The following is a 23,652-nucleotide window of genomic DNA, read 5'->3' on the forward strand; positions in this document are numbered from 1 at the left end:
CGACAAGAACACCCATAGTTTGAACCCATAAAGGACCCCACTCGTGACCACATCTTTGCCGCAACGCCACGGCACGCGCGTCGAGTTCCGCAACTTGAGCAAGGTCTTCAAGAACAAGAAGACCGAAACCGCCGCGTTGCAGGACGTCAGCTTCGCCATCGAGCCCGGACAGATCGTTGGCATCATCGGCTACTCCGGTGCCGGTAAGTCCACGCTCGTGCGCATGATCAACGCCCTCGACACGCCCACCTCCGGTGACGTGCTCCTCGACGGCACATCCATCGTGGGCCTGCCGGAGAAGAAGCTGCGCACCATCCGCCGCGACATCGGCATGATCTTCCAGCAGTTCAACCTGCTCACCTCCCGCACCGCGGCAGGCAATATCGAATACCCGCTGCAGCTGGCGGGCATGCCCAAGGCCGAGCGCACCAAGCGCGTCAAGGAACTTCTCGAGTTCGTCGGCTTGGCCGATAAGGGCGGCAACTACCCGGAGCAGCTCTCCGGCGGCCAGAAGCAGCGCGTGGGCATCGCTCGTGCGCTTGCGGTCAACCCCTCCCTGCTGCTCGCAGACGAGGCGACGAGCGCCCTCGACCCCACCACGACGCACGAGGTCCTCGAACTCCTGCGCCGCGTCAACAAGGAACTAGGCATCACCATCGTCGTCATCACTCACGAGATGGAGGTCGTGCGTTCCATCGCGGACCACGTCGTGGTCATGGAAAACGGCCGCGTCGTCGAAAACGGCTCGGTCTACGAGGTTTTCTCGCACCCGCAGACGGACACCGCCGCGAAGTTCGTGTCAACCTCGCTGCGCAATACCCCGGACCTCGTCGAGGCCGATGACCTACTCGCCCACGAGGGACGCCTGTTTACCGTCAACCTCACCGAACACTCCGGATTCTTTAACGCCGCGGCGAAGCTCGCCGAAGCTGGAGTGACCATCGCCATCGTCCACGGCGGCATCACGACGCTGCAGCGGCATTCCTTTGGCAAGGTGACGGTCCGCCTCAACGGCCCCGACGCCGCCATCGAGGAGTTCTACGCCACGCTTGCCCGCACCACCGACATTGAGGAGATTCAGCGATGACCGTCACCACCCTCGCCGCAGACTGGGATCGCCTAGGCGATACCCTCGTCACCGCCATCGTCGACACGCTCATCATGGTCTCCGTCACGCTTCTCGTGGCGGGCATCCTGGGCCTGGCGTTGGGCGTCCTGCTCTATACCACCCGCCCCGGCGGAATCCTGCAAAACAAGTTCATCTATTTCCTCATCAACGTCGCGGTGAACTTCGTCCGCCCTATCCCGTTCATCATTTTGCTGGCCTTCGTCCAGCCGCTCACCGTTGCCGTCATGGGCGGGTCTATCGGCCGTAACCCCGCGACCTTCGTCATGGTCATCGCTGCGACCTTCGCCGTGGCGCGCATCGTCGAGCAAAACCTCATGGCTATTGACCCGGGCGTTATTGAGGCCGCCCGCGCCATGGGGGCGAGCCCCTGGAAGATCATCACTTCCGTCATCGTCCCCGAGGCCCTCGGCCCGCTGGTCCTTGGCTACGCCTTCCTCTTCATCGGCATCATCGACATGTCCGCGATGGCCGGTTACGTGGGCGGCGGCGGCCTGGGTGACTTCGCCATCGTCTACGGTTACCGCTCCTTCGACTGGGAAGTCACCGTCGTCGCGACGCTTATCATCATCGTCATGGTCCAAGCAGCCCAGTTCTTCGGCAACTGGCTCTCCGCCAAGATCATGCGCCGCTAAGTCCCCGCGCATGCGCGTGGCCCCGCCCTCACACGAGGACGGGGCCGCGCTTCGTTCTAGAGCGTCTCTACGGAATCCGCGACCCACGCCTGCGACGTCTTCAGCTCGTCCCCACACGAGGAGACAATCCCGTAAACCTCGCGCTGGGTAAGCGTCACACGCCACGCACGCCCATCCGGGTGGCGCACGGTGACGGCACCCTCGCCGGGGTCTACCACCTCGAGTTCGCCGTAGTGCAGCCCCGTGAGCATGGCCGCGACAGCCAGCTCCGCCACCTGCCCGCGCGGGGGCAGCAGGCCGGAGCCGCGATTGGCGGGAACAAACATCTCGCCGCGCAGCGCCGCACGCGTCATCTGGCGCGCCGCCTCCTCATTGAGCCGGCCAAAGGAGTACGCCCACGGCATAAGCAGCAGCGTCGGCGCGAAGCGGTGACCCTTCATATGCGAGGCTTCCCAGACCATCTTGCCGGGGAATTCCTCGTTGAGCGCCGCAGCGAGCGGACGGCCCTTGATAGCGCAGCACTGGTCGCGCTTGGCGTGCGTGCATACCAGCACCAAGGGGGTATCGACAGGCTCGCCGCCATTGCGGCCCGGACCGGTGAGATCCAGGTCGAGCATGTCTTCCGGCTTTTCCAGCAGGAGCAGCTCCATCACCTGCTCCTTCGCCCACACGAGGTAGCAACGGTGCAACTTACCGACGTCACGGCCCTCACGACCTGGCAGGCGAATGAGCTGCAGGCCAGCCTGGCCCTTCATCTTCGCTTTGAGTTGCGCCGTGAGCTCCTCGCCAAACGTGTGGCCGTCCATAATGTCGTGCGACCACCGGCCTGGCTGTTCAAAGAGAACATAGACGGACTCTTGCTTCGCGGTACCGGGCAGCGGCTCCGGATCGCCGTGCAGGTACGCGTCGGAGCACAAGTTGTGCGTGGAAGTCATGTCCCCCAGCATAGCTTTGACAACAATCCGGTTAAGAAATGTGCTTTCTCACGATAGTAATTTTCGCTTTCTCCAGTGAACCTTTACGGTGGAGGAATGCATCCCTCTCAGGCCACTCCGTCCGCCGCACTCGCGTGTGCTCTCGGCGCCGCCTGCGTCCTGGCTCTCACCGCATGCTCCGCCGCTCCCACCAGCACTCCGGCCGCACACGAGGCCTCGTCTGCCAGCACCACGCTGAAGACGATGGCCGCGTCCGCCGAGTCCGGGAATACCGGCGCCGGACTCACTCCCTTGGGAGACGCCAACACCACCCTCAAGACGGAGCGCCCCGGCGCGCCTAGTCAGCTGCTCGTCACCAATATCCGCACGGGCAAGCACGAGGGCTTCGAGCGCGTCGTCTTTGATCTCGAAGGCACCGGCACGCCGGGCTGGTTCATCGACTTTACGGACCGCCCCACGCAGCAGGGCTCCGGCAACACCGTCAAGGTCGACGGCGACGCCGCCCTCAACGTCAACATCGACGGCACCGTCCTCCCCTTCGAGGTAGGCCACGACGACCCCGGCCTGAAGACCACGGACGGCCACGGCGGTTTTATCACCCAAGTCGTCCCCGTCGGCACCTTTGAGGGCCGCTCCCAATTCTTCATCGGGCTCAAGGGCCAGCACGCCTACTCCGTGCAGGCTCTCGAAGAACCCACGCGCCTGGTCATCGACATCCTGTCCTAAAAATAGGCCGCCTCCACACGCCACGCCCCGCGCGCGAAGTACAGCAGCCACGCCCGCTGCACCTCCTCGCCGTCGGCTTGTCCCACGAGCTGCAGCCGCGCCACTCGGCTTCCCGGCTCCGCCGTCCACCATTGTGCATCCACGGGCCAGGGCCCTGCCCAGCCCGCCACGCGGTAGACGTACGCGCCCCACTTCGCGGCATAGGGCTCGGCGTTGAGCTCCGCCTCCGCCGTAACGATAACCGGCTCATCTTTCGCGCTCACCAGGTAAAAACGCGAAGCAGGATGGTTCATGCCGCCACCCAGCCGCGCCGGCAGCGGCCCCGGAATCCGGCCCGGCCACGTGCCCCGTGGCGCCGGGTCGCGCGCCTCGCCATAGGGCACGAATTCCACGCGCTCAGCCACGCCGCGCCCGCCCGCCGGCCGCGGGACCAGCACTTTATCCACGCCCAGCTGCGACTGTACGCGCGCCACCGCGCGCCGCACCTGCTCATCGCTCGTCCGCGCGCCAAAGAGCTCACCCGCCTCCGGCGGCGCTACTTCCACCGGAACAAGCTCCAGCCTTCCGATGCCCCCAGCCTCCGCCGCCCGCGCCGTGCTCAGCCACCCATCAAGCTGCCAGCGCACCCGGTTGGCCGTCGCTTCCTCATCCAAGGCCTCGCGCGTGCGCCACACGCGTTCCAGGCGCTGGCCGCTCGTGAACTCCGCGACGACCTCGAGGCGCACGCACACGAGTCCCGCCGCGTCGAGCTTGCCATGCAACAAGCTGGCGAGTTGGCGCGCGGCGAATGCAGCGGCATCGACACGCTCGATGGGCTCTTCCGGGGTAAGCCCCACGCGCAGCTCCGTGACCGCCAGCTCCGGCGCGACACGACGGTCGGGCGTGGCTTGCGCGATGGACTGGGCCTTCGCACCCGCCTGTCCAAAGCGCGTGACAACCTGCCCGCGCGGCAGCCCGGCGAGCTCGCCCAAACGTCGCACGCCAAGCTTGCCCAGTTGTTCCACGAGCCGCGCATCCACGCCCAGCGCTGCTTCCGCGATGAGCACGCCCACCGGTTCACCCGCGAGAAACTCCCGCGACTCGCCCGCCGCGACAACCGCGCCGCGCCCGGCATGCCGAGCCGCGATGAGCGCCGTGGCAATCTCGTCCGCCGCGCCCACAAGACAATCCACACCCGCGCGTGCGGTGGCGTCGATGAGCATCTCCAACGCGCGATCTTCCCCACCATGGAACGCACCCGCCGCCGCGAGGTCCACGATCACCAGCCCCGGCCGCAGGATCTCCACCGAGGACGCCACGTCATCGAGCGAGTCCGCAATCGCCCCAAAGACCGCGCCGTCACGCTCCGGGTTTGCATCGAGGACGACCAGCTCCGGGCACACCGCCTGTGCCTGACGCACGCGCATGCCACGCCGCACGCCGGCCCCGCGCGCCGGTCCGTTGCACACCTCGACGTGATGGTTCGCCGCCACCGCCACCGGCCCCGCAACCACGCCCGGCGCCACCTCCTCGTCCAAGTCCGCGGCCTGCACCGGCCAATCCGGAAACCACAGCGCCGCAACACGCATGCCCGCCGCGCGCGAGCCATGCCGCTTTCTGCGCACTGCTGGCGCGCTCATACGAGCTCCAAACGGCGCCGCTGCCCGGCGGTTACGGTGCCGCGCTGCTCGCCCCGCTTCGTCCGCGCCGTCACCGCAAGGTCCACACCGCGAATGCGTCCCGCCCCGCGGCCGATGCCCCGGTAGGTCGTCACCTCACCGCGCAACGTCAACCGCGCGCCCGGCAGGTGCGGGCCTACCGTGACGAGCGCCGCATGCCCCGCACGCAGCTTCGCTAAGATGGGGCGCGCCCGCGTAGGGCTGAGCTCCGCGGCCGCGCCGTGATGGATGACAAGATCGAGACCCTCAACGAGCACGCTCGTGGCCTCCCACGGCTGCGCACCCGGGTCCGGCACCGCGATGATCCGCGCCGCTTCCCCCTCGTCGATCACCCGTGCGAGAGAGAGTTCGGGCCACCCCACAACAGCGGCGAACCCACCCGCCCGCGTAACCCGCGCAAGCAGTTCCACTGCGAGCGCCGGACAGTCGTTCAACTCCGTGACCGCACGGCGCTCCAGCCCGCCACCCGGCAACAAGCGCGCCAAATCGCCGCCCACTTCCAGCAGGTCAGCGCCCTCGACCGGCGGTTCCGCGTCGGGCACAGCACGCAGCACGCGAGCCGCCGCACCGCTTCCCGCCAGCGCCGATCCAGACTCCATGGCCGCAACCTGGGCGCGCAAAGCCGCGACGCGGGACGCTTTGTCCTCGCCGAGCTTTCGAACACCTGATCCAGTCACGCAACACAGTTTATTCACCCGCCCGACATGTGCAAACTACTGTTCGAAAAGCATGCTCAGCGTCATGCGGTTCCCCGTTCCTCAGCGCAGAATACACCCATGTTCGACCAGACGCTCACACTCAACGACAATCACACCATCCCCAGCTCGAACTAGGCACCTGACTTATCGATGACGACGCTGTCGTCGAGCCCGTCTACCACGCCATCGCACACGGTTACCGCCACATCGACACCGCACAGGCGTACGGCAACGAGGCGGGTGTAGGCCGTAGCATCGCCCGCGCGAAGAACTTTGTGTCACCACCAAGATCCAGGGCGAGATCAAAGACCACAACACCGCCCTCGCGTCGATTACCGAGTCCCTAAATAAGCTGGGGCTTATCTCCCTGCCCAAGTCCGCGACCACGAGCGCATCGACTCCAACGCCGACGTCGAGTTCGAGATTTCGGACGCCGACATGGAAACCCTCAACAACCTGCCGCCGCTCGAGAACTACGGCGAGGACGGCTTCTTTCCTGTCTTCGACAAGGCCGCCGCTCACCGCGAGGCCTAGTTCACACGCTCAAAGGCGTGCTTCCCGCAACGGGAAGCGCGCCTTTTGCATGCGGTTTTAGAGCGCGTCGTACTCCGCATCCGCGACCGGCTCGAGCCCTTCGTTGGTCGCGCCCTCGACCGGAGCGGAGCTCGCGCACCGGGTGAACGCGGCGAACCTGCGGCATAACCGAGAGCACTTCAATCCTTTCGCGCATCTGCCCGCCGCGGAGCAGGCCATGGTCAACAATTTCATGGTGTCGAGCTCCGTGGGCCTTGACCGGCACTGGGTCACTACAGGCAAGGCGATGCCCCTGCCCAGGCTGCTGAAGCTGTCCGGCCAGTTGCTCGAACATGGCGCCGCGGCGGTCGCACGCCGCTAGGGTTGTACGCATGGATAAAATCGCAGTAGTAACCGGAGCCACCGGCGGCATGGGCCGCGAAATCATCGCGGACTTGGCCCGCACCCACCACGTCTACGCGCTGGGCCGTCGTGCCGAGGCGCTCGAGGGCCTCGACAACATCACGCCCGTCGCCATCGACTTAGTCGCCGATATCGAGGACCTCCCGCTGCCGGAGCTCGAGCGCGTCGACGTCCTCGTCCACGCCGCCGCCCGCGCCGAGCACTTCTCGGTCGACTCGGCCCGCCCCGCGGACTGGCGCGCGCAGATGGATCTCAACGTTCACGCCCCCGCCGAGGTCACCCGCCTGCTCCTGCCTGCTCTGCGCGCAGCGGGCGGTACCGTGGTCTTCATCAACTCGGGCGCGGGCCGTCACTCCTATGCAGACAACGTCATCTATGCCGCAACGAAGCACGCGCTCTACGCCCTCGCGGATGGCCTGCGCCTCGCCGAGCCCGATATTCGCGTCTCCACCGTGGCGCCCGGCCCCACGGACACACCCATGTTGCAGGGCCTGCAGGATTACAACCCGGAACACGTCATCGCGCCGGTCGAGGTCGCCCGCGCCATCCGCGCCGTCGTCGACGCCGGCCCCACGACCCAACTCACCGAGGTCCAGGTCCGCCCGCGCCTCGAGCTCGCGCAGCGCGCCGCCCTCGGCCGCGACTAAATAAGCGCGAGCAGGTCCGCCGCGGTGCGGTCGGTTTCCTGCAGCATGAGCGGGTCTGTGCCCGGCATCGGCGAAATCGTCGTATCCGGCCACTGCGCGTACGTCGGAATGCCCACGACGTGCAGGCGCTCGTCCACCGCGCCGTCCGCGTGCACGGTCCGGCGCTCGTGCGTCGTCTCCGGCGAACCGGTCTCCCGCCCGTCATCCACGAACGGCCGCACGCGCTCCCCCAGCGACAGCGTGAGCGGGTCCGCGCGGTGCCGCACGTCCGGGCTGTGCATCCACGCATCAATGAGCACGCTTGCCGATGCCGCCTTCGTCCCCGCCGTGAGCGTCACCTCACCGTCGGCGAGCGCCAAGGCTGGGCGTGCGCCGAGAAACGTGACCAGCCCGGCATCGACGAGCGCGAGGAGCTCACGCGTACGGAACAGCGGCGGGCCCGAGCCCACCATCTGCCCTAGCGCCATGAACTGGTTGAAGGATCCCGAGCGCGAGTCCCAGCAGAACCGTCCATTCGAGCCTGCGATGGACGAGGGCTTGCGGCCCGCAGAGATCGCCCACAGGCCCGCCTTGAGCGGCGAGCGACGCGCGGCGACGGCCTCCGCGATGTCGCGTTCCATGCCCGTTGCAATATGTGCGGTGAGCTCCTCGCGCGTCATGCCTTCGGTGCCGGCGAGCGGGTAGAACCAGTCGGTAAGAACAAAGGGCTCGGAGGTGGCACGGCCAAGCTTGGCCTCGAGCGCGGCCGGGGTGACCGTCGCGTCGAACTGGTCGACGGGCAGGTCCTCGTCAATGGTCGCGAGAATCTCGGCGAGCGGGACGGTGAGCGCCTCGGGGCGTACCTCGGCGAGCGTGCGGTAGTACTCCGCAAACGCATCGCGCACGAGCGCCGGCCACAGCACTCGGCCAAAGTTGAGCGAGTTGGAGCCCGCCTCCACCTGGTTATCCGCGATGGTCGTACGCAGGCGCTCAAGGTTCGCCTTGGGCGGCAGCGAGTGATACTCGCTCTTCGGCAAGTACGGGTAGCCGCGGCCCGAGGAGACGATAAGGCGCGGCTCGCGGCCGGATGCGATGTAGCGCAGCCCGGCGCGCGCCGAGTCATCCTCAATGAAGCGGCCGCCGCGGTCCATGGTGAGGCGCGCCATGACGTCGAAGAAGCCCATGCCCAAGCCACGCACGAGCACGTCCTCGCCCGCAGGCACGGCGCTCAGGTTCTGCTCCACCGGGTTGGCCGGCGCGACCCACTCAATCTCCGCAGCCGCGAGCGCGCGCTCCTCCGCGTTCAGCGCAGGCGTCGTCCAGCCCGAGGCTATGACGGTTGTCGCGGCTTCAATGCGCGTGCCGTCGGAGAGCTCGATGCCGTCCACGCCGTCGCTCTCAGTCAGGCGCACCGCGCGGGCTGCGTGGCGCTCCACCGTCGCCGTCTCCGGCAGCTCGCCCAGCGCGACCTCGAAGACCCACGCGATGTACTCGCCGTAGAGCGCGCGCGACGGGTTCGACTCCGGCACAGTGGCATCCAGCTCGGCTTTAAATTCATCCGGTACGTGCGCGGGGTAACGCTCCACGAGCGCGGCCTTCGCGGCCGGAATTTCCTCGCCGCGCAGCGCCTGAATCCACTCGAACATCGTAGGGCCTTCAAGCACCGGCGCACCCACCGTGGAGCCCGGCTCGGTAAAGAGCGTCACGGCGCCGGCCAGCGTGTTCATGCACAGCGTACGGGTCTGTTCCGTGTTCCAGATGCGGCCGGAGCCAACCTGAGCGTCATCGATGATGTGGAGCTCCACCGCACGTCCCGCGTAGGCAGGCTCGCGCAGGTAGGCACCCAGGCGCTCGACGAGCGAGACGCCGCGCGGACCCGCGCCCACGATCGCAATCGCCGGAGCGGCGGAAGGAATTTTATTATCAGTCACCTCGTTGACAGTACTACTAGACAGATCAGTATGTAAAGATGAGACAAAATCGTCCACCGTGGTGTACTGTTCACTCTCGTTAAACTTCAACGCTAAAGGAAAACCGTGAAATCTCCCTTCCGTGCGACGCTCGCCGCCGCGCTGGCTCTCGCCCTCGCCGGGGCGGTGACGAGCTGCGCGTCTCCATCCTCATCGTCGGCGTCTACCGACGAGAATTGGATTACCTACCTCGAGCCCCAAATGTTTAGGACGCTTTATCCGCCGGCCGCAGGCTTTTACCCCAACGGCGGCGTGGTCAACCAGGTCACCGACCGCCTGCTCTACCAAGATCCGGAAACGCTTCAGCTCTCCCCGTGGATCGCCACCGACCTGCCTAAGATCAACGCGGACGCCACGGAGTACACCTTCAACATCCGCACCGATGTTACGTACTCTGACGGCACGCCGCTCACGGCCGAAAACGTCGTCGCGAACTTCGACCTCTACGGCAAGGGCGATAAGTCGCGCACGCTCAACTCCTCGGAGCAGATTACGAACTACGACCACGGAGAGGTCGTCGATGACGACACCGTGAAGTTCTACTTCTCGGCGCCCTCGCCCGGCTTCGCCCAGGCCACCGCCGGTTACAACGCGGGCCTCGTCGCCGACTCCACGCTGCAGCTCGACAACGAGGGTTTTGCCCCCGGCAACGCCGAGGCCGTCATCGGCTCCGGTCCCTTCGTCATCACAGGCGAGACGCTCAACACCGCCCTCGACCTCACCGCGCGCGACGATTACAACTGGGCCCCGCCCGCCGCCCGCCACCAGGGCCGCGCTCGTCTCGATGGCATCCACTACCGCCTCGCCGCGGAGGAATCCACCCGCGCCGGCGCGCTCGTCTCCGACCAAGCACAGATCGCCCGCCAGGTCTCCGCACCCGTGGAAAAGCAGCTCGAGGCCCAGGGCATCAACATCATCGCCCGCGGCACTAACTCGATGAATAACCAGCTCGCCTTCCGCTTCAACCACCCCATCCTCAAGGACAAGCGGGTGCGCGACGCGATCATGAATGGCATCAACCGCGAAGAGATCATGCGCATCCTCTTCTCGCCCACCTACCCCCTGGCCACGTCCACCGTCGCCGCGACCGGTCTGGGCTACAAGGACCAGTCCGCCGCCTACTCCTACGACCCCGAACACGCCACGGCGCTCCTCGACGAGGCTGGCTGGGTCCCCGGCGAAGACGGCATCCGCGTCAAGGACGGCCAACGCCTCACCCTGCGCGTCAACACCGCCCTGCCGCAACCGCGCTCCAAGGAGGTCCAGACCATGGTCCAGGAAGACATGCGCGAGCTCGGCATCGAATGGCTCATCAACGCCGGCGACCAAGCCACGCAGAACGCGGATGCCAAGGACATCGACAAAATCCAGGTCTATCACTCCATGGTCGGCCGCGCGGATTACGACGCCATCCACTCGCTGTACTCGGTCACCAACCGCGACGCCTTCCTCAACCAGGACGCCAAGGGCAACCCCATCGACCAGCACCTCGAGGACCTGCTCACCACGGTCATCTCCGCGCCCACCGACGCCGAGCGCAAACAGGCCACCGAGGACGTCCAGGACTACATCACCGAGCAGTCCTACTCCCTGCCGCTCTTCGAAGAACCCGTTGTCTACGCCGTCGCGCCCTACCTCAAGGGATTTAGCCCCGAGGCCGTCGCGCGTCCCTGGTGCTACGAGGCCTACATCGACCACGCCGCCAAGGAGGCCCAGTAATGGCCCACATCGCACGCCGCATCGGACAGGCCGTCCTCGTCCTGTTCATCACCTTCACCGTCGCCTTCCTCCTGCTCTCGGCCCTGCCCTCTGACGGCGTCATGGCCCGCTTCGGCGACCCGGCCCTGGGCCTCTCCCAGGCCGAGATTGACGGCATCCGCGAGGAGATGGGCATCGACAAGCCCCTGCTCACGCAGTACCTCACCTCGCTCGCCGGCTTCGTCACGGGCAACTTCGGCATCTCCACGCAGACCGGCACCGCCGTGAGCTCCATGGTCGCCACCGCACTGCCGCACACGCTCGCGCTCGCCGCGAGCTCCATCGCCCTGGCCATCGTCGTCGCGCTCGCCTTCGCGTTCCTCGCCACAACGGTCCCCGCCGTGGGCGGCTTCTTCCGTGCCCTGCCGTCGTTCATGGTCTCCCTGCCGGGCTTCTGGATCGCCATCCTCCTGCTGCAGTTCTTCTCCTTCAAACTCGGCTGGGTCCGCGTCATCGACCCGAGCCCCTTCGAGGGCCTCATCCTGCCCACGCTCACCCTCGCCGTGCCCATGGCCGCACCCCTCACTCAGGTGCTCATCCGGTCCATCGACGACACCCGCGCCATGACCTTCGTCCAGGTCGTCCGCGCCCGCGGCGCCTCCGAGTCCTGGGTCTTCTGGCGCAATATCCTGCACAACTCGCTCCTCCCCGCGCTCACCATGGTGGGCCTCCTCTTCGGCGAGCTCGTGGGCGGCGCCGTCGTCACCGAGACCGTCTTCGGTCGCCCCGGCCTGGGCTACCTCACTGTCCAGGCGGTCTCCAACCGCGACACCCCGGTCCTGCTCGCCATCGTCATCATCGCCGCCACGGCCTACGTGCTCATCAACCTCGTCGTCGACCTGCTCTACCCCGTCCTCGACGTCCGCCTGCGCGAGCGCCCGCTTTCCGATGCCCCCTCCACCTCCGCCCAGCTTGAAAGGACCGCCTAATGCGTCGCTTTACCACCACTGTCCCCGTGGTCCTCCCAGTGGTCCTCTCCGCGGTCATCCTCGTGGTCGCCTTCGCCTGGGCGCTCTTCCCCGGCGTGTTCACCTCCGCGGATCCGTACTCCGGCACAGATGTCGCCCTCCAGGCCCCGAACTCCGCGCACTGGTTCGGCACGGACGCCGTGGGCCGCGACGTGCTCGCCCGCGTTATCTTCGGCGCCCGCCAGTCGCTCCTCGGCGCGCTCATCGCCGTCGCCGTGGGCCTCGTCCTCGGCACGCTGCTCGGCCTTCTCGCCGGCACGCTGCGCGGCTGGGTCGACACCGTGCTCATGCGCGTCGTCGACGTCCTGCTGTCCATCCCCGGCATCCTGCTGTCGCTGTCAATCATCATCCTGCTCGGCTTCGGCTCACTGCAGGCCGCCTTCGCCGTCGGTATGACCACCGTCGCCGCCTTCGCCCGCCTCGCGCGCTCGCAGGTCATGACGGTCGCCAACTCCGAGTTCGTCGAGGCCGCCTACGGCTCCGGCGCCACCACCGCGCAGGTGCTCGCCCGCCACGTGCTGCCCAACTCGCTCACGCCTGTCCTGGCCCTGGCCACCCTGCAGTTCGGCACCGCCATCCTCCAGCTGTCCATTTTGGGCTTCCTCGGCTACGGCGCCCCGCCGCCCACGCCGGAGTGGGGCCTCATCATCGCCGAGGGACGCGACTTCATGGCCACCTCCTGGTGGCTCATCATCCTGCCCGGCCTGGCCATCGTTGCCGTCGTGATGAGCGCCAACTACCTGTCCCAACGCCTCCAGAACCGCGAAGGAGCCCGCGCATGACGCTGCTCACTATCGAAGACCTTTCGGTCTCCTACGGCGATAAACCCGCCGTCCAGGGCATTAGCCTGCACGTCGAACCCGGCGAGATGACCGCCATCGTCGGCGAGTCCGGCTCCGGCAAGACCACCACCGCCATGTCCGCGCTCGGCCTCAACTCGGCCAACGCACGCATCGACTCCGGCCGCATCACCTTCGACGGCCAGGACGTCACACACTTCACGCACAAGCAATGGCGCGCCCTGCGCGGCGCCCGCGTCGGGCTCATCCCCCAGGATCCCAACAACTCACTCAATCCGCTGAAGACCATCGGCCACTCCATCGAGGAAGGCCTGCGCATTCACGGCCGCACGCAAAACCTGCGCGCCACCGCCCTCGACTGGCTCGCCCGCGTCGGAATCGACGACCCCGAGCGCCGCTACGGCCAATACCCGCACGAGCTCTCCGGCGGCATGAAGCAGCGCGTGCTCATCGCCGCCGCGCTCGCCCTCGAGCCCGACCTCATCGTGGCTGACGAGCCCACCTCTGCCCTTGACGTCACCGTCCAGAAGACCATCCTCGATCTCCTCGACGACATGCGCCGCGAGCTCGGCCTGGGCATCCTCTTCATCACGCACGACCTGTCCGTGGCTGGCGACCGCGCCAACCGCATCGTCGTCATGGAAGAGGGCGAGGTCCGCGAAGAAGGCCTCGCCGCACGCGTCTTCGCCGACCCGCAGCACCCCTACTCGCGCCGCCTGCTTGCCGATGCCCCCTCCCTCACCGTCGCCGACGTCGACCGCCACCCCGAGTCCTTTACGTCGCCGCGCAAGATGGCGGCATCGGAAACCTTGGTGCAGGTCCGCGACCTCACGCGCACCTTCGGCGACTTCACGGCCATCGACCACGTGAGCTTCGACGTCGCCCGCGGCACGACCCACGCCATCGTGGGCGAATCCGGCTCCGGCAAGACAACCACCGGCCGCATCATCTCCATGTTCGAGCAAGCCAGCTTCGGCACCGTGACCGTCGGCGGCCACGATGTCACGGCGCAGCACTCGAAGGCTGAGCTCAAGGAGCTGCGCCGTGGCATCCAGCTCGTCTACCAGAATCCGTACTCCTCGCTGAACCCGCGCATGTCCATCGGCGATATCATTGCCGAGCCGCTGCGTAACTTCACAGGAGCCTCGAAGTCCGCCGCCCGCACGAAGGCCCGCGAGTTCCTCGACCTCGTCGCCCTCGACCCACAGTTTGCCGAGCGCCGTCCCCGTGAGCTCTCCGGCGGCCAGCGCCAGCGCGTCGCCATCGCCCGCGCCATGATCGTCGAGCCGAAGCTCGTCATCCTCGACGAGGCCGTTTCCGCTCTCGACGTCACCGTCCAGGCCCAGATCCTGCGCCTGCTCGACCGCCTGCAACGCGAGCTCGACCTCACGTATATTTTCATCTCGCACGACCTCGCCGTCGTCTCGCAGATTTCGGACACCGTCTCCGTCCTGCGCCACGGCAAGCAACTCGAATCCGGCACCACCCGCGAAGTCTTCGCCCACCCGGCCAGCCCGTTTACCCGCGAGCTCATCGACGCCATCCCAGGCCAGCGCTACCGCGCCGGCGACCTCAATCTGGGGCTCTAAGAAAGGACCAGACATGTCTGACATCATCAACCTCCTCGCCGGCCTCGAATCCGAGTCCGACACCGCGACCGGCGCTGCCGCCGCTATCGCGACCGCCCGCTCCGCGCGCCCCGACGCCGTCTCCAACGCCCAGGCCAGCTTCGAGGCCCTCCTCGAGCCCGCCGAGCCCGGCACGTTCACCTATGCCGAGCGCTACGCCGTCGCCGCCTTCGTCGCGGGCCTCACGCACGCCGGCGGCAGCTTCTACCTCGATCTGCTAGCCGACGAGTCCGAAGAGCTCGTCGCCCCCGTCGAGGCCGCCATCGCCGCCGGCCGCACGCAAGGCCCCTATATCGCAGGCCCCGCCGCGCCCGCTTTCGCACTCCACAACGCCGCGGCACTCGGCGCGCGCCTCGCCGCCGCGCTCGACTACGCGCACCTGCTCACCTTCCATCCCAAGGACGCCTCACCCGCCGCGCTCGGCCATCTCTACGCCGCGGGCTGGGACGCCGACACCGTCGTCTCGCTGTCCCAGCTCGTCGCCTTCGAGGCCTTCCAGCTGCGCGTCGCCCACGGCGCCGCGGTCCTCGCCGGCCACGCGCCGGCCGCACCTGCCGCACCGAACCCACGCCCCACGTCCGCCCCGGACTGGCAGCCCGTCGCGGGTATCAACACGGCCGAGGACGTCGTGCGCCCAGACAGCTTCGTCAACCACTCCCTCGGCTGGGTCCCCTGGATCGCCGCGCTCGACGAGGACGAGCTCACCGCAGAGCAACGCGACGCGCTCATCAAGCCCGAGCGCGCCAAGTCCGCCTACTTCCGCCTGCTCGCCCGCGACGCCGCCGCGCTCAAGGCCCGCACGCTCACCGACTTCGACATCTTCTACAACGTCGAAGGCGGCCTCCCCCGCGCCGAGCGCGAGCTCGCCGCCACCGTCGTCTCGCGCTTCAACGGCTGCGAGTACTGCGCCTCGGTCCACCAGGGCCGCACCGTCGAGGAAGGCGGCGACCGCGCCGCCGTCGACCGCCTCCTCTTCGAGGGCATCGAGGCCGACCTCGGCTCCGAGCTCTGGGACGCCATCCGCCGCGCCGCCCTCGCGCTCACCGCGACGCCTCTCGCCTTCGGACAGGAACACGTCAGCGCCCTGCGCGCCGCCGGCCTCAACGATATCGCCATCCTCGACGTCGTCAACGCCGCGTCCTTCTTCAACTGGGCCAACCGCCTCATGCTCACTCTCGGCACGGCGGAGCTACCCGCGCGCTTCCGCTAAGCACACACATCACATCTCATTCCCTTTTATCCCTCCTGAGCAGGAGGGACAATACCTCCACGCTCAGCCGGATGTGAGCCACCCGCGGGCAGTAACACAAAAATCGCCAGCGTCTGCGCAGGCATCGCGCAGCGCTACGCTCTCGATCCCACCGTGGTGCGCGCATACTTCATGGCGGCGGCCACGGCATTGCGCTCCTCATCGCGTTCATCCTCGTGGTGAGCTCGGCACCCCTCTCCGGGATCACGGAGAGAGTGGCATCGGCACCGTGCGCCCCCGCTAGGCCAAGTCGCGGTCCGCGGCCCAGCGCGTGAGCTGATAGCGGTTCGACTGCTGCGTCTTGCGCAAAATATTCGACGCGTGCGTCTCCACCGTCTTCACCGAGATAAAGAGACGCTCGCCGATTTCGCGATACGTGTAACCGCGCGCGAGCAGCCGCAGCACCTCGAGCTCGCGCCGTGTGAGCGCGTCAACCGCCGGGTCCACGGATTCGTCCGGCGCGCCGGGCTTCGACTCGGCAGGCGCACCCGATGCGAACGCATCGAGCACGAACCCCGCCAGCCGCGGCGAGAAATACGCATCCCCCTCATGCACCCGGCGCACGGCCGCGGCCAGCTCCGGACCTGAAATATTCTTCGTCACGTAGCCCCGAGCGCCGGCGCGGATGAGCGCGATGACGTCCTCCGCCGCGTCCGAAACACTCAGCGCCAAGTACACCGGTCCCGAGGCGCCACGCAGCACGGCCACCCCGCCGCCGTCCGGCATATGCACGTCGAGCAGCACCACGTCCGGGTGCGCCGACTCAATCCCGGCGACCGCCTCGGCGACCGTGCCCGCGTCGCCCACGACCTCGATATCCCCCGCGGCGGCCAGCTCCGCACGCACGCCGGCGCGGAAGACAGAATGATCATCGACGAGGAAAACAGCAACCATGGCTACAAAGCTACCGTGAGCTCCACCTCTGTGCCCTCTCCCGGACGCGAGTTCACCCGCGCGGTGCCCCCAGCGGCCTCCATGCGCGCGCAGACGGAATCCCGAATCCCATGCCGGTCCTCCGCTACCGCATCCATGTCGAAGCCCGCGCCGCGGTCGCGCACAAAAATCGCGAGCTCACCAGCCAGATTTTCTGCATACACGTCCACCGTGTCCACCCCCGCGTGCTTGCCCGCGTTGACCATCGCCTCGCGCGCGGCCTGCACCGCAAGCTTCGTCGCCTCGGTGAGCTCCACGTCCTCGCCCACCGTAACCGGCGCAATTCGCACCGGGAAGAGGTCCTCGACCTCGCCGCACGCCACGGCGAGCGCGCCGAAGACGGTCGCTGGCGCCGCCGACGGCGAGTCAAAGAGCCACGCGCGCAGCTCGCGCTCCTGCCCGCGCGCCAAGCGCGCGACCTCCTCCGGGTCCTCCGCCCGTTTTTGAATGAGCGCCAAGGTCTGTAACACCGAGTCATGCAGCTGCGCCGCCATGTCCGCCCGTGCTTCCGATGCCGCCTTCTCCGCGCCCTCGTCCGCCACCTGCCGCCACAGCTTCAGCACGAGCGGCACGACGAGCGCACCGAAGCCGACCACCGTGAGCAGCACCGCGGCCAACGCTGGCCCAAAGTCCGTCCCGCCGTTCCACCGCGCGACGGTAATGACCACGCCGGCCAGCACGAGCACGCCGCCCGCCCCCACGCTGACCTTATTCGTCACGGAGCCCAGGCCGCGGTCGTAGGCCTGCCAGGTAATCAGCGCACCGGCACCGACGATGACCAGCGGAATGAGCAGGCCTCCCGCGCTCATGCCGAGCCCGACGGCCAAGACGGCGGCAAGGACCAGCAGCCAATGGGCGCGGAAGTCAAAGCGCGAGGTGGGGGCGGGGGCATCGGCAGGCTTGGTGGCTACCCAGACGCCGGCGTAGAGGAACGCGCCCAGGCCGCCCAGGGCGCACAGCGCAGTGAACGCCAGACGCACAAAGAGCACATCGACGCCGAGGTGCCCCGCGAGCCCTGCAGCCACGCCCGCCACGACGCGGCCGTCCTGCGGGCGGGACAGGCGCGGGTAGGCGGGCTGGACCTCACGCGGCGCATAGGGAGAAGTCATGCGTTTTATCTTCGCACGCGCCTCCCTGGCGCGGATCGGGGTAAACCCTGAACTTTAAAAATCAGGGCGTTCCCCGATAGCTCTTGCACGAACCGTGGGCGACGATAAAGACATGAACACCGCGACTCTCAACGAGATGTGGGCAACGCGCCCGCCCCGCATCCCGAGCTCTCAGGGCGGCAATGCCAAGATCGCCGGCGTCTGCGAAGGCATCGGCGCGCGCTACCAAGTAGACCCCACCCTCGTGCGCGTGGCCTTCGTCGTCACCGCGCTCGTCCTCGGCGGCGGCCTCGCCCTCTACGTGCTGGTGTGGGCGTGCATGCCGCTCTACGGCAAGTCCACCGCGCCCATCCAGGACCTCTTTGGTAAACAGGATGGCCCCAAGTCCGAGTCCGGCCTGGGAATTTCACTGCTCATCCTGCTTATCATCGCTGTTGGCCTCGGCCGCTTCTTTGACGACCGGCAGATGGTGTCCACCCTGGTCATTGTTGTCCTCGCGGCCGCCGCGTGGTACGGCCTGCACCGCCATCAGCCCGTCCCGCCGGCGGGTCTGCTCGCCACCGCGCGGGAGACCGCGCCGGGCCCTGACATGTCGGTCTTCACGCCGGTCGAGGGCTACCCCTTCCCGCCTGGCCGCCAGACCCCGCCGGCGTGGGACCCTCTCGGCACCGTGCCCGAGGCCTGGGACCTGCCAGACCCCGCGCCCGCCCCCGCACCCAAGAAGAAATCCCACGAGGGTCTCATCGCGACGGTCGCCGTGAGCGCCGCTGTCGTCGTGGGCATCTCATTTATGTTGACAATGGCCGCGTCCGAAGAGAACACGAAGAACCACGCGGGCTCGGTCACCTATACCGTGCGCGACGCCGCGGACCTGCCAGACACCTACTCCAACGGCGTGGGCTCCATGACCGTCGACCTGCGCGAGCTCACGCTCGATAAGCCCCGCACGCTCACCATCGATAACGGCGTGGGCAGCATCGATGTCTACCTTCCGAAGAAGACGCCCATCGCCATTGAATGTGATACCGGACTCGGCACGAGCAATTGCACGCCGCGCAAGGACGCAGGTGCTAAGTTGACTGTGATTATCGACAACGAAATTGGCACTACAACTATCCACGAGTAATGAAAAAGAAGACTATCGCCCTCACCGCCACCGCCCTCGCCGTCCTCGCTGCGGGCGGTGGCGGCGCCTACTACCTCGCCGTCGGCCCCGACGGCGTGGTGCTCACCGCCGCCGATGTCACGACCGTCGCGGCGAAGGACATCACGCAGTCCGTGCCCGCCACGGGCTCGATCGCACCCGTCCGCGAGGTCTCGCTCGCCACGACGCAGTCTGGGCCCATCGTCACGCTCGACGCGAAGGTCGGCCAGCGCGTCACGGCCAACCAGGTCCTCGCCTCCTTCGACACGTCTGCCGCCGAACGCGAACTCCACAGTCAGCGTGCCGCTCAGGCCGCGGAAGAAATCGGCGCGTTCAATCAGGTCGAGGCCGCGCAGCTCGAGCTCACCCAGCTCCAGGACGCGCTGGCTCAAGGCCTCAACGGCGAGGTCAACGCCGCCCGCGCCTCCGTGGGCACCGCGCAGCACAGCTTCGACGACGCGCAGCAGGCCGTCGCCGAGTCCCGCGCCGCCGCAGATCCTTCCGTCGCCGAAGCCGCCGCCGCGGTCGACACGGCCCGCGCCGGGCTGCGCACCGCGAATAACGCATCGCTCCAAGCCGCGCTCGCCTCGCTCGGCGCGACGAACGAGGGCGAGGTCCCCGGCACGACCATGGCCACTGCACTCGTCCAGTGGACCGAGGCCGACCACGCGGTGAGCGACGCGCAGACCCAGCTCGACCACGCCGAGGAGTCCTACGCCCGCGCGCTCGAGGCCGTCGACCGCGAGGTCGGTGCCAAACAGCGCGCCGCCAACGCCGCCTACGCCCAGCTTTCCGATGCCCAGCTCGCCCAGCGCGCCGCCGAGCTCAGCGCCCAACAGCAAGTCGACGCGCAATCCCAGGCTGTCGACCACGCCCTCAAGTCCGCCGCGGGCACCCGCGTCGCCGCCGAGGAGGCCAACGCGAAGCTCGAGTTCGACATCTCCGGCGCCCAGCTCCTCTCGCCACTAAGCGGCGTGGTCACGACTGTCACCGCCCAGCAGGGCCGCCCCGCCGAAGGCCCGCTGCTCAGCGTCGCGGACGACTCCATGCTGCTCGTCAAGGCCACGGTCAAGGAGGCCGACATCGCGGACATCCAGGTCGGCGACCACGTAACCTTCACCTCCCCCAGCCAGCCGCACAAGGAATACACGGGCACCGTGTCCTTCATCTCGCCCGTCGCCGCCTCCCCCGCAGCGCCTGACGATGCCGCCTCCTCCGGCGCCGCAGCCGCCGCGCCCGCCGGCTCCGGCTCTGCGAAAGCCGAGTTCCCCATCGAGGTCCGCGTGGACGGCAACCGCGAGGGCCTACGCCTGGGCTCCACCGCGAAGGTCAAGGTCGTCACACACGAGGACAAAGACGCGCTCACGGTGCCGCTCAGCGCACTCATCGACGGCGACAAAGCCGTGCTCGTCGTTTCCGACTCCGGCACCATCGAGCGCCGCGACGTGAAACTGGGCACCCGCACCGATTTCGAGGCCGCCGTGACCGAAGGCCTCCACCGCGGCGACCGCGTGCTTACCCAGGGCGCGGCCCACGAAGGTGACGTAGGTCAGCAGGCATACCTGCCCGACGCAGCGAGCGGAGAGAAATGAGCCTCATCGACATGCGGGGCATCGTCAAGCGCTTTAACGAGGGCACCGACGCCGAAATCACCGTCCTGCCCGGCTGCGACTTCTCGATGGAGCCCGGCGAGTTCGTCGCCGTCATCGGCCAGTCCGGCTCCGGCAAATCCACGCTCATGAACATCATTGGGCTGCTCGACCGCCCCACCGCAGGCGAGTACTTCCTCGACGGCGAGGACGTCTCCGCCTACGACGATGACGCGCTCGCCCGCCTGCGCGCCGACAAGCTCGGCTTCGTCTTCCAGAACTTCAACCTCATCGGCCGCATCACCGCGCTTGCCAACGTGGAGATGCCCATGGTCTACGCCGGTGTGCCCCGCCGCGAGCGCGCCCGCCGCGCCGCCGAGCTCCTCGACCTCGTCGGCATGTCCGAGCGCGCCAGCCACCTGCCCAACGAACTCTCCGGCGGCCAGAAGCAACGCGTCGCCATCGCCCGCGCGCTCGCCAACAACCCGGAGGTCATCCTCGCCGACGAGCCCACCGGTGCCCTTGACTCCCAGACCGGCCGCCTGGTCATGGACCTCTTCCACGAGCTCAACCGCGAGCGTGGCACCTCCATCGTGTTTATCACCCACAACCCAGAACTCGCCGCCGAGTGCTCGCGCACCGTAACCATGACGGACGGAGTGCTGAAATGAATCTCACCGAATCCCTGCGCATGGCGCTCACCTCGCTGCGCACCAACAAGATGCGCTCGCTACTCACGCTGTTGGGCGTCATCATCGGCATTGCCGCCGTCATCGCGATCCTCACCCTCGGCTCCGCGCTCAAGGGCCAGTTCACCTCTGACCTCGACAAGGTCGGCGCCAATAACTTCCAGGTCCAGGTCAAGGAACGCACCGACGAAGGCGAGACCGACTATTACGTCGAGTCCTCCGTCGACGACCCCGACTCCCTCCTCACCCCCGAACAGCTCGAGCAGGTGCGCACGGCGCTCGCGCCGGACGTCGAGGGCGTCATCATCGGCGAATACGACACGCATCCGGGCGACCTGACGCCCGAAGGGGCATCGGAAAGCTCAGCGGTGATGGTGCAACCCACCAACCCGGACTACGTGACGGCCTCGCAGTTCACCGTCCGCACCGGCCGCGCACTCACGGACGACGACATCGCAGCCGACCGTGCCGTGACCATGCTCTCCGCCGCGACCGCCACCGAGCTCTTCGGCGACGCCGACCCGGTGGGCCAGACGCTGAATTTTGCCCCGCTCGACGGCACGGATCTGGAGCTCACGGTCATCGGCGTCTACGACAGCCCCGCCACCGGCGCGCTCATCGGTGGCGGCGGGCCCGAACACGCGCTCGTGCCCTATCCCCTCGCTGCCCAGCTTTCCGATGCCCCCTTAGCCGGCGAGGCCTTTTCCTCCGTGTCCATCCGCGCGGCGGCCGGCACAGACAAGGCCGCGCTCGGCGCACGGCTCCAAGCGGCCTTCGACTCGATGTACGCCGACAACGAGGACTACCGCGTCGAGGTCACCGACTTTAGCAAGGACCTGGCGAGCCTCAACCAGCTGCTCACGGCGTTGTCCGCGGCGATTGCGGCTATCGGCGGGATCTCGCTGCTCGTCGGCGGCATCGGCGTTATGAACATCATGCTGATTACCGTCACGGAGCGCACGCGCGAGATTGGCGTGCGCAAGGCGCTCGGCGCGCGGCGGCGTGACATCCGCCTGCAGTTCGTGACGGAGGCCATCATCGTGTGTCTCATCGGCGGGCTCATCGGCGTGGTGCTCGGCGCTGTGGCGGGCATGATTGGATCCTCACTCATGGGCTACTTCGTGTTCCCGCCGCTCGGCGCGATTGTGGTCTCGCTGCTCTTCGCGCTCGCCATCGGGCTCTTCTTCGGCTACTACCCCGCGGGCAAGGCGGCAAAACTCGACCCGATTGAGGCGCTGCGCTACGAGTAGCCTGGCTGCATGATTCATTTCGGCAACGACTACAACGAAACTGCCCATCCCGCCGTCCTCGCGGCCCTCGCCGCGCCGGGATCACATGCGGGCTACGGTCTCGACGAGCACTCCGCCCGCGCCGCGTCGCTCATCCGTAACGCGTGTGCCGCGCCCGCCGCAGACGTGCACTTCATGGTGGGCGGCACGCAGGTCAACACGACTGCCATCGCCTCCCTGCTGCGGCCGTGGCAGGGCGTTATCTCCGCCGATACCGGCCACATCAATACCCACGAGACCGGTTCCGTCGAGCACGCGGGCCACAAAATCCTGACGCTACCCTCAGCGCTGGGCAAGATCACGGCCGCACAGGTCGCTGCGCTCGTCGAGGAGTACCGCGGCTCCGGCGTCCTCGAGCACGCCGTCGAGCCCGCGATGGTCTATATCTCGCAACCCACCGAATACGGCACCGTGTACTCACGTTCTGAGCTCGCCGCGTTGCGCTCCGTGTGCGATGAGTTCGGGCTCACGCTCTTCGTCGACGGCGCGCGCCTCGGCTATGGCCTCGCCGCCTCCGACGTCACGCTGCCGGACCTCGCGCGTCTCGCGGACGTGTTTACCATCGGCGGCACCAAATGCGGCGCCGCTTTCGGCGAAGCCATCGTCTTCGCCACCCCGCACCCCTACTTCCGCAACGCGATGAAGCAGAACTCCGGGCTGCTGGCCAAGGGCTGGCTGCTCGGCGCGCAGTTCGAGGCCCTCTTCACCGACAGCCTCTACGAGGCAATTACGGCGCATGCCAACGAACAAGCCCAGCGCATAGCCGCCGCCTTCGCCTCCGTCGGCATTCGGCTGCTCTTCGACTCACCCACCAACCAGCAGTTCGCACTCCTCACACCCGAGCAGGAGGCTGCGCTGTCCGAGGACTACGTCTGCCAGTTCTTCGAGGAACACGACGGCCTACGCGCCGTGCGTTTTTGCACGTCCTGGTCCACGCGCGACGAGGACGTCGACGCGCTCTGTGCCTCCATCGCCCAACTCTAGGTCTACCCCTGTTCGAATACCCCTGTTCGACAAATGCATTGGGCAATCGGTTGCAGGCTTTCCGATGCCTCTTTAATCTCCGTGGCATGACCGTCTCGATCTTCGATGCTCTTGCTCTCGGTGTTGATTCTCTCAAGGAAGCCGCCGGCCTCACCGTCGCCCAGTTGCGCGACCGCGGCCTAACGCTTGCCGATGCCAAGTT

Annotated in this window: 23 protein-coding genes; 17 read left to right on the top strand and 6 right to left on the bottom strand. The window is 67.5% G+C overall.

Annotated elements, in window-relative coordinates; genetic code table 11:
- Positions 1 to 43: 43 nt before the first annotated feature.
- Both HMPREF2559_RS08010 and HMPREF2559_RS08015 read left to right on the top strand, forming a co-directional pair.
- Positions 44 to 1,087, top strand: a complete 1,044-nt coding sequence (locus tag HMPREF2559_RS08010; protein WP_246818466.1) for a methionine ABC transporter ATP-binding protein — start codon at positions 44 to 46, stop codon at positions 1,085 to 1,087.
- A complete protein-coding gene (locus HMPREF2559_RS08015; protein WP_066484832.1) occupies positions 1,084 to 1,761 on the top strand; it encodes a methionine ABC transporter permease in 678 nt (225 codons plus the stop codon). Before HMPREF2559_RS08010 ends, HMPREF2559_RS08015 begins: the two co-directional genes overlap by 4 nt.
- A gap of 56 nt (positions 1,762 to 1,817) precedes the next feature.
- Here HMPREF2559_RS08015 and HMPREF2559_RS08020 read toward each other — a convergent pair whose 3' ends face one another.
- Positions 1,818 to 2,696: a sucrase ferredoxin gene (locus HMPREF2559_RS08020; RefSeq protein WP_066485557.1), complete on the bottom strand. Its 879-nt coding sequence runs from the start codon at positions 2,694 to 2,696 to the stop codon at positions 1,818 to 1,820.
- Between the two features lie 96 nt (positions 2,697 to 2,792).
- Here HMPREF2559_RS08020 and HMPREF2559_RS08025 point away from each other — a divergent pair, with 96 nt between their 5' ends.
- Positions 2,793 to 3,422: an AMIN-like domain-containing (lipo)protein gene (locus HMPREF2559_RS08025; RefSeq protein ID WP_066484829.1), complete on the top strand. Its 630-nt coding sequence runs from the start codon at positions 2,793 to 2,795 to the stop codon at positions 3,420 to 3,422.
- Here the strand turns inward: HMPREF2559_RS08025 and HMPREF2559_RS08030 are convergent.
- Together HMPREF2559_RS08030 and HMPREF2559_RS13275 are read right to left on the bottom strand one after the other, a co-directional pair.
- Positions 3,419 to 4,990 (bottom strand): Y-family DNA polymerase, encoded by a 1,572-nt coding sequence (locus HMPREF2559_RS08030; RefSeq protein ID WP_066484827.1) that lies wholly within the window; start codon positions 4,988 to 4,990, stop codon positions 3,419 to 3,421. The two genes, HMPREF2559_RS08025 and HMPREF2559_RS08030, sit on opposite strands and share 4 nt — an antisense overlap.
- 47 nt (positions 4,991 to 5,037) lie before the next feature.
- Positions 5,038 to 5,442 carry a hypothetical protein gene (locus HMPREF2559_RS13275; RefSeq protein WP_230383985.1) on the bottom strand — a complete coding sequence of 135 codons (405 nt, stop codon included), beginning with the start codon at positions 5,440 to 5,442 and terminating at the stop codon, positions 5,038 to 5,040.
- 521 nt (positions 5,443 to 5,963) lie between these two features.
- Between HMPREF2559_RS13275 and HMPREF2559_RS13505 the strand changes: the two genes are divergently transcribed.
- From HMPREF2559_RS13505 to HMPREF2559_RS08040, 3 genes are all read left to right on the top strand, one after another.
- A complete protein-coding gene (locus tag HMPREF2559_RS13505; RefSeq protein WP_338078344.1) occupies positions 5,964 to 6,125 on the top strand; it encodes a hypothetical protein in 162 nt (53 codons plus the stop codon).
- Positions 6,126 to 6,454: 329 nt separating this feature from the next.
- On the top strand, positions 6,455 to 6,673 hold the full coding sequence (locus HMPREF2559_RS12775; RefSeq protein ID WP_066510765.1) for a hypothetical protein: 219 nt from the start codon (positions 6,455 to 6,457) through the stop codon (positions 6,671 to 6,673).
- Between the two features lie 10 nt (positions 6,674 to 6,683).
- Entirely contained in the window at positions 6,684 to 7,361 is a 678-nt protein-coding gene (locus HMPREF2559_RS08040) for an SDR family oxidoreductase (protein ID WP_066484822.1), read from the top strand.
- On the opposite strand, the gene HMPREF2559_RS08045 is transcribed toward HMPREF2559_RS08040, so the two are convergent.
- Positions 7,358 to 9,271, bottom strand: a complete 1,914-nt coding sequence (locus tag HMPREF2559_RS08045; protein WP_246818467.1) for an FAD/NAD(P)-binding protein — start codon at positions 9,269 to 9,271, stop codon at positions 7,358 to 7,360. The genes HMPREF2559_RS08040 and HMPREF2559_RS08045 overlap by 4 nt on opposite strands.
- A gap of 105 nt (positions 9,272 to 9,376) precedes the next feature.
- Here HMPREF2559_RS08045 and HMPREF2559_RS08050 point away from each other — a divergent pair, with 105 nt between their 5' ends.
- The 6 genes from HMPREF2559_RS08050 to HMPREF2559_RS13510 all read left to right on the top strand — a co-directional run bounded on the left by HMPREF2559_RS08050 (position 9,377) and on the right by HMPREF2559_RS13510 (position 15,896).
- Entirely contained in the window at positions 9,377 to 11,029 is a 1,653-nt protein-coding gene (locus tag HMPREF2559_RS08050) for a TIGR04028 family ABC transporter substrate-binding protein (protein WP_070540220.1), read from the top strand.
- Positions 11,029 to 11,997: an ABC transporter permease gene (locus tag HMPREF2559_RS08055; RefSeq protein WP_066484816.1), complete on the top strand. Its 969-nt coding sequence runs from the start codon at positions 11,029 to 11,031 to the stop codon at positions 11,995 to 11,997. The genes HMPREF2559_RS08050 and HMPREF2559_RS08055 overlap by 1 nt, the downstream gene beginning before the upstream one ends.
- Positions 11,997 to 12,818 carry an ABC transporter permease gene (locus HMPREF2559_RS08060; protein ID WP_066484813.1) on the top strand — a complete coding sequence of 274 codons (822 nt, stop codon included), beginning with the start codon at positions 11,997 to 11,999 and terminating at the stop codon, positions 12,816 to 12,818. The genes HMPREF2559_RS08055 and HMPREF2559_RS08060 overlap by 1 nt, the downstream gene beginning before the upstream one ends.
- On the top strand, positions 12,815 to 14,425 hold the full coding sequence (locus HMPREF2559_RS08065; protein ID WP_070540224.1) for a dipeptide ABC transporter ATP-binding protein: 1,611 nt from the start codon (positions 12,815 to 12,817) through the stop codon (positions 14,423 to 14,425). Before HMPREF2559_RS08060 ends, HMPREF2559_RS08065 begins: the two co-directional genes overlap by 4 nt.
- Positions 14,426 to 14,438: 13 nt before the next feature.
- Entirely contained in the window at positions 14,439 to 15,674 is a 1,236-nt protein-coding gene (locus tag HMPREF2559_RS08070; RefSeq protein ID WP_066484809.1) for an alkylhydroperoxidase domain protein, read from the top strand.
- A 102-nt stretch (positions 15,675 to 15,776) separates the two neighbouring features.
- On the top strand, positions 15,777 to 15,896 hold the full coding sequence (locus HMPREF2559_RS13510; protein ID WP_368527169.1) for a PspC domain-containing protein: 120 nt from the start codon (positions 15,777 to 15,779) through the stop codon (positions 15,894 to 15,896).
- Between the two features lie 57 nt (positions 15,897 to 15,953).
- On the opposite strand, the gene HMPREF2559_RS08075 is transcribed toward HMPREF2559_RS13510, so the two are convergent.
- Both HMPREF2559_RS08075 and HMPREF2559_RS08080 read right to left on the bottom strand, forming a co-directional pair.
- Positions 15,954 to 16,607, bottom strand: a complete 654-nt coding sequence (locus HMPREF2559_RS08075) for a LuxR C-terminal-related transcriptional regulator (RefSeq protein WP_070540227.1) — start codon at positions 16,605 to 16,607, stop codon at positions 15,954 to 15,956.
- A gap of 2 nt (positions 16,608 to 16,609) precedes the next feature.
- A complete protein-coding gene (locus HMPREF2559_RS08080) occupies positions 16,610 to 17,755 on the bottom strand; it encodes an ATP-binding protein (RefSeq protein WP_066484805.1) in 1,146 nt (381 codons plus the stop codon).
- Positions 17,756 to 17,867: 112 nt separating this feature from the next.
- Here HMPREF2559_RS08080 and HMPREF2559_RS08085 point away from each other — a divergent pair, with 112 nt between their 5' ends.
- Genes HMPREF2559_RS08085 through HMPREF2559_RS08105 form a run of 5 tightly spaced genes read left to right on the top strand, consistent with a single transcriptional unit; the run spans position 17,868 to position 23,450 of the window.
- A complete protein-coding gene (locus HMPREF2559_RS08085) occupies positions 17,868 to 18,881 on the top strand; it encodes a PspC domain-containing protein (protein ID WP_066510745.1) in 1,014 nt (337 codons plus the stop codon).
- Positions 18,881 to 20,491, top strand: a complete 1,611-nt coding sequence (locus HMPREF2559_RS08090) for a permuted SH3 domain-containing protein (RefSeq protein WP_066484801.1) — start codon at positions 18,881 to 18,883, stop codon at positions 20,489 to 20,491. The genes HMPREF2559_RS08085 and HMPREF2559_RS08090 overlap by 1 nt, the downstream gene beginning before the upstream one ends.
- A complete protein-coding gene (locus HMPREF2559_RS08095) occupies positions 20,488 to 21,159 on the top strand; it encodes an ABC transporter ATP-binding protein (protein WP_066510742.1) in 672 nt (223 codons plus the stop codon). Before HMPREF2559_RS08090 ends, HMPREF2559_RS08095 begins: the two co-directional genes overlap by 4 nt.
- Positions 21,156 to 22,427 carry an ABC transporter permease gene (locus HMPREF2559_RS08100; protein ID WP_066484792.1) on the top strand — a complete coding sequence of 424 codons (1,272 nt, stop codon included), beginning with the start codon at positions 21,156 to 21,158 and terminating at the stop codon, positions 22,425 to 22,427. The genes HMPREF2559_RS08095 and HMPREF2559_RS08100 overlap by 4 nt, the downstream gene beginning before the upstream one ends.
- Before the next feature lie 9 nt (positions 22,428 to 22,436).
- Complete coding sequence (locus tag HMPREF2559_RS08105; protein WP_066510739.1) at positions 22,437 to 23,450, top strand: threonine aldolase family protein; 1,014 nt, start codon at positions 22,437 to 22,439, stop codon at positions 23,448 to 23,450.
- Positions 23,451 to 23,652: the final 202 nt, after the last annotated feature.

The organism is Corynebacterium sp. HMSC072G08 (assembly GCF_001809185.1).
Taxonomy (GTDB): domain Bacteria; phylum Actinomycetota; class Actinomycetes; order Mycobacteriales; family Mycobacteriaceae; genus Corynebacterium; species Corynebacterium phoceense.

Excerpts from the sequence above, each read along its gene's own strand:
- HMPREF2559_RS08015 (WP_066484832.1), top strand. The coding sequence starts at position 1,084 with ATGACCGTCACCACCCTCGCCGCAGACTGGGATCGCCTAGGCGATACC.
- HMPREF2559_RS08020 (WP_066485557.1), bottom strand. The coding sequence starts at position 2,696 with ATGACTTCCACGCACAACTTGTGCTCCGACGCGTACCTGCACGGCGAT.
- HMPREF2559_RS08025 (WP_066484829.1), top strand. The coding sequence starts at position 2,793 with ATGCATCCCTCTCAGGCCACTCCGTCCGCCGCACTCGCGTGTGCTCTC.
- HMPREF2559_RS08030 (WP_066484827.1), bottom strand. The coding sequence starts at position 4,990 with ATGCGTGTTGCGGCGCTGTGGTTTCCGGATTGGCCGGTGCAGGCCGCG.
- HMPREF2559_RS08040 (WP_066484822.1), top strand. The coding sequence starts at position 6,684 with ATGGATAAAATCGCAGTAGTAACCGGAGCCACCGGCGGCATGGGCCGC.
- HMPREF2559_RS08055 (WP_066484816.1), top strand. The coding sequence starts at position 11,029 with ATGGCCCACATCGCACGCCGCATCGGACAGGCCGTCCTCGTCCTGTTC.
- HMPREF2559_RS08060 (WP_066484813.1), top strand. The coding sequence starts at position 11,997 with ATGCGTCGCTTTACCACCACTGTCCCCGTGGTCCTCCCAGTGGTCCTC.
- HMPREF2559_RS08065 (WP_070540224.1), top strand. The coding sequence starts at position 12,815 with ATGACGCTGCTCACTATCGAAGACCTTTCGGTCTCCTACGGCGATAAA.
- HMPREF2559_RS08070 (WP_066484809.1), top strand. The coding sequence starts at position 14,439 with ATGTCTGACATCATCAACCTCCTCGCCGGCCTCGAATCCGAGTCCGAC.
- HMPREF2559_RS08075 (WP_070540227.1), bottom strand. The coding sequence starts at position 16,607 with ATGGTTGCTGTTTTCCTCGTCGATGATCATTCTGTCTTCCGCGCCGGC.
- HMPREF2559_RS08080 (WP_066484805.1), bottom strand. The coding sequence starts at position 17,755 with ATGACTTCTCCCTATGCGCCGCGTGAGGTCCAGCCCGCCTACCCGCGC.
- HMPREF2559_RS08085 (WP_066510745.1), top strand. The coding sequence starts at position 17,868 with ATGAACACCGCGACTCTCAACGAGATGTGGGCAACGCGCCCGCCCCGC.
- HMPREF2559_RS08090 (WP_066484801.1), top strand. The coding sequence starts at position 18,881 with ATGAAAAAGAAGACTATCGCCCTCACCGCCACCGCCCTCGCCGTCCTC.
- HMPREF2559_RS08095 (WP_066510742.1), top strand. The coding sequence starts at position 20,488 with ATGAGCCTCATCGACATGCGGGGCATCGTCAAGCGCTTTAACGAGGGC.
- HMPREF2559_RS08100 (WP_066484792.1), top strand. The coding sequence starts at position 21,156 with ATGAATCTCACCGAATCCCTGCGCATGGCGCTCACCTCGCTGCGCACC.
- HMPREF2559_RS08105 (WP_066510739.1), top strand. The coding sequence starts at position 22,437 with ATGATTCATTTCGGCAACGACTACAACGAAACTGCCCATCCCGCCGTC.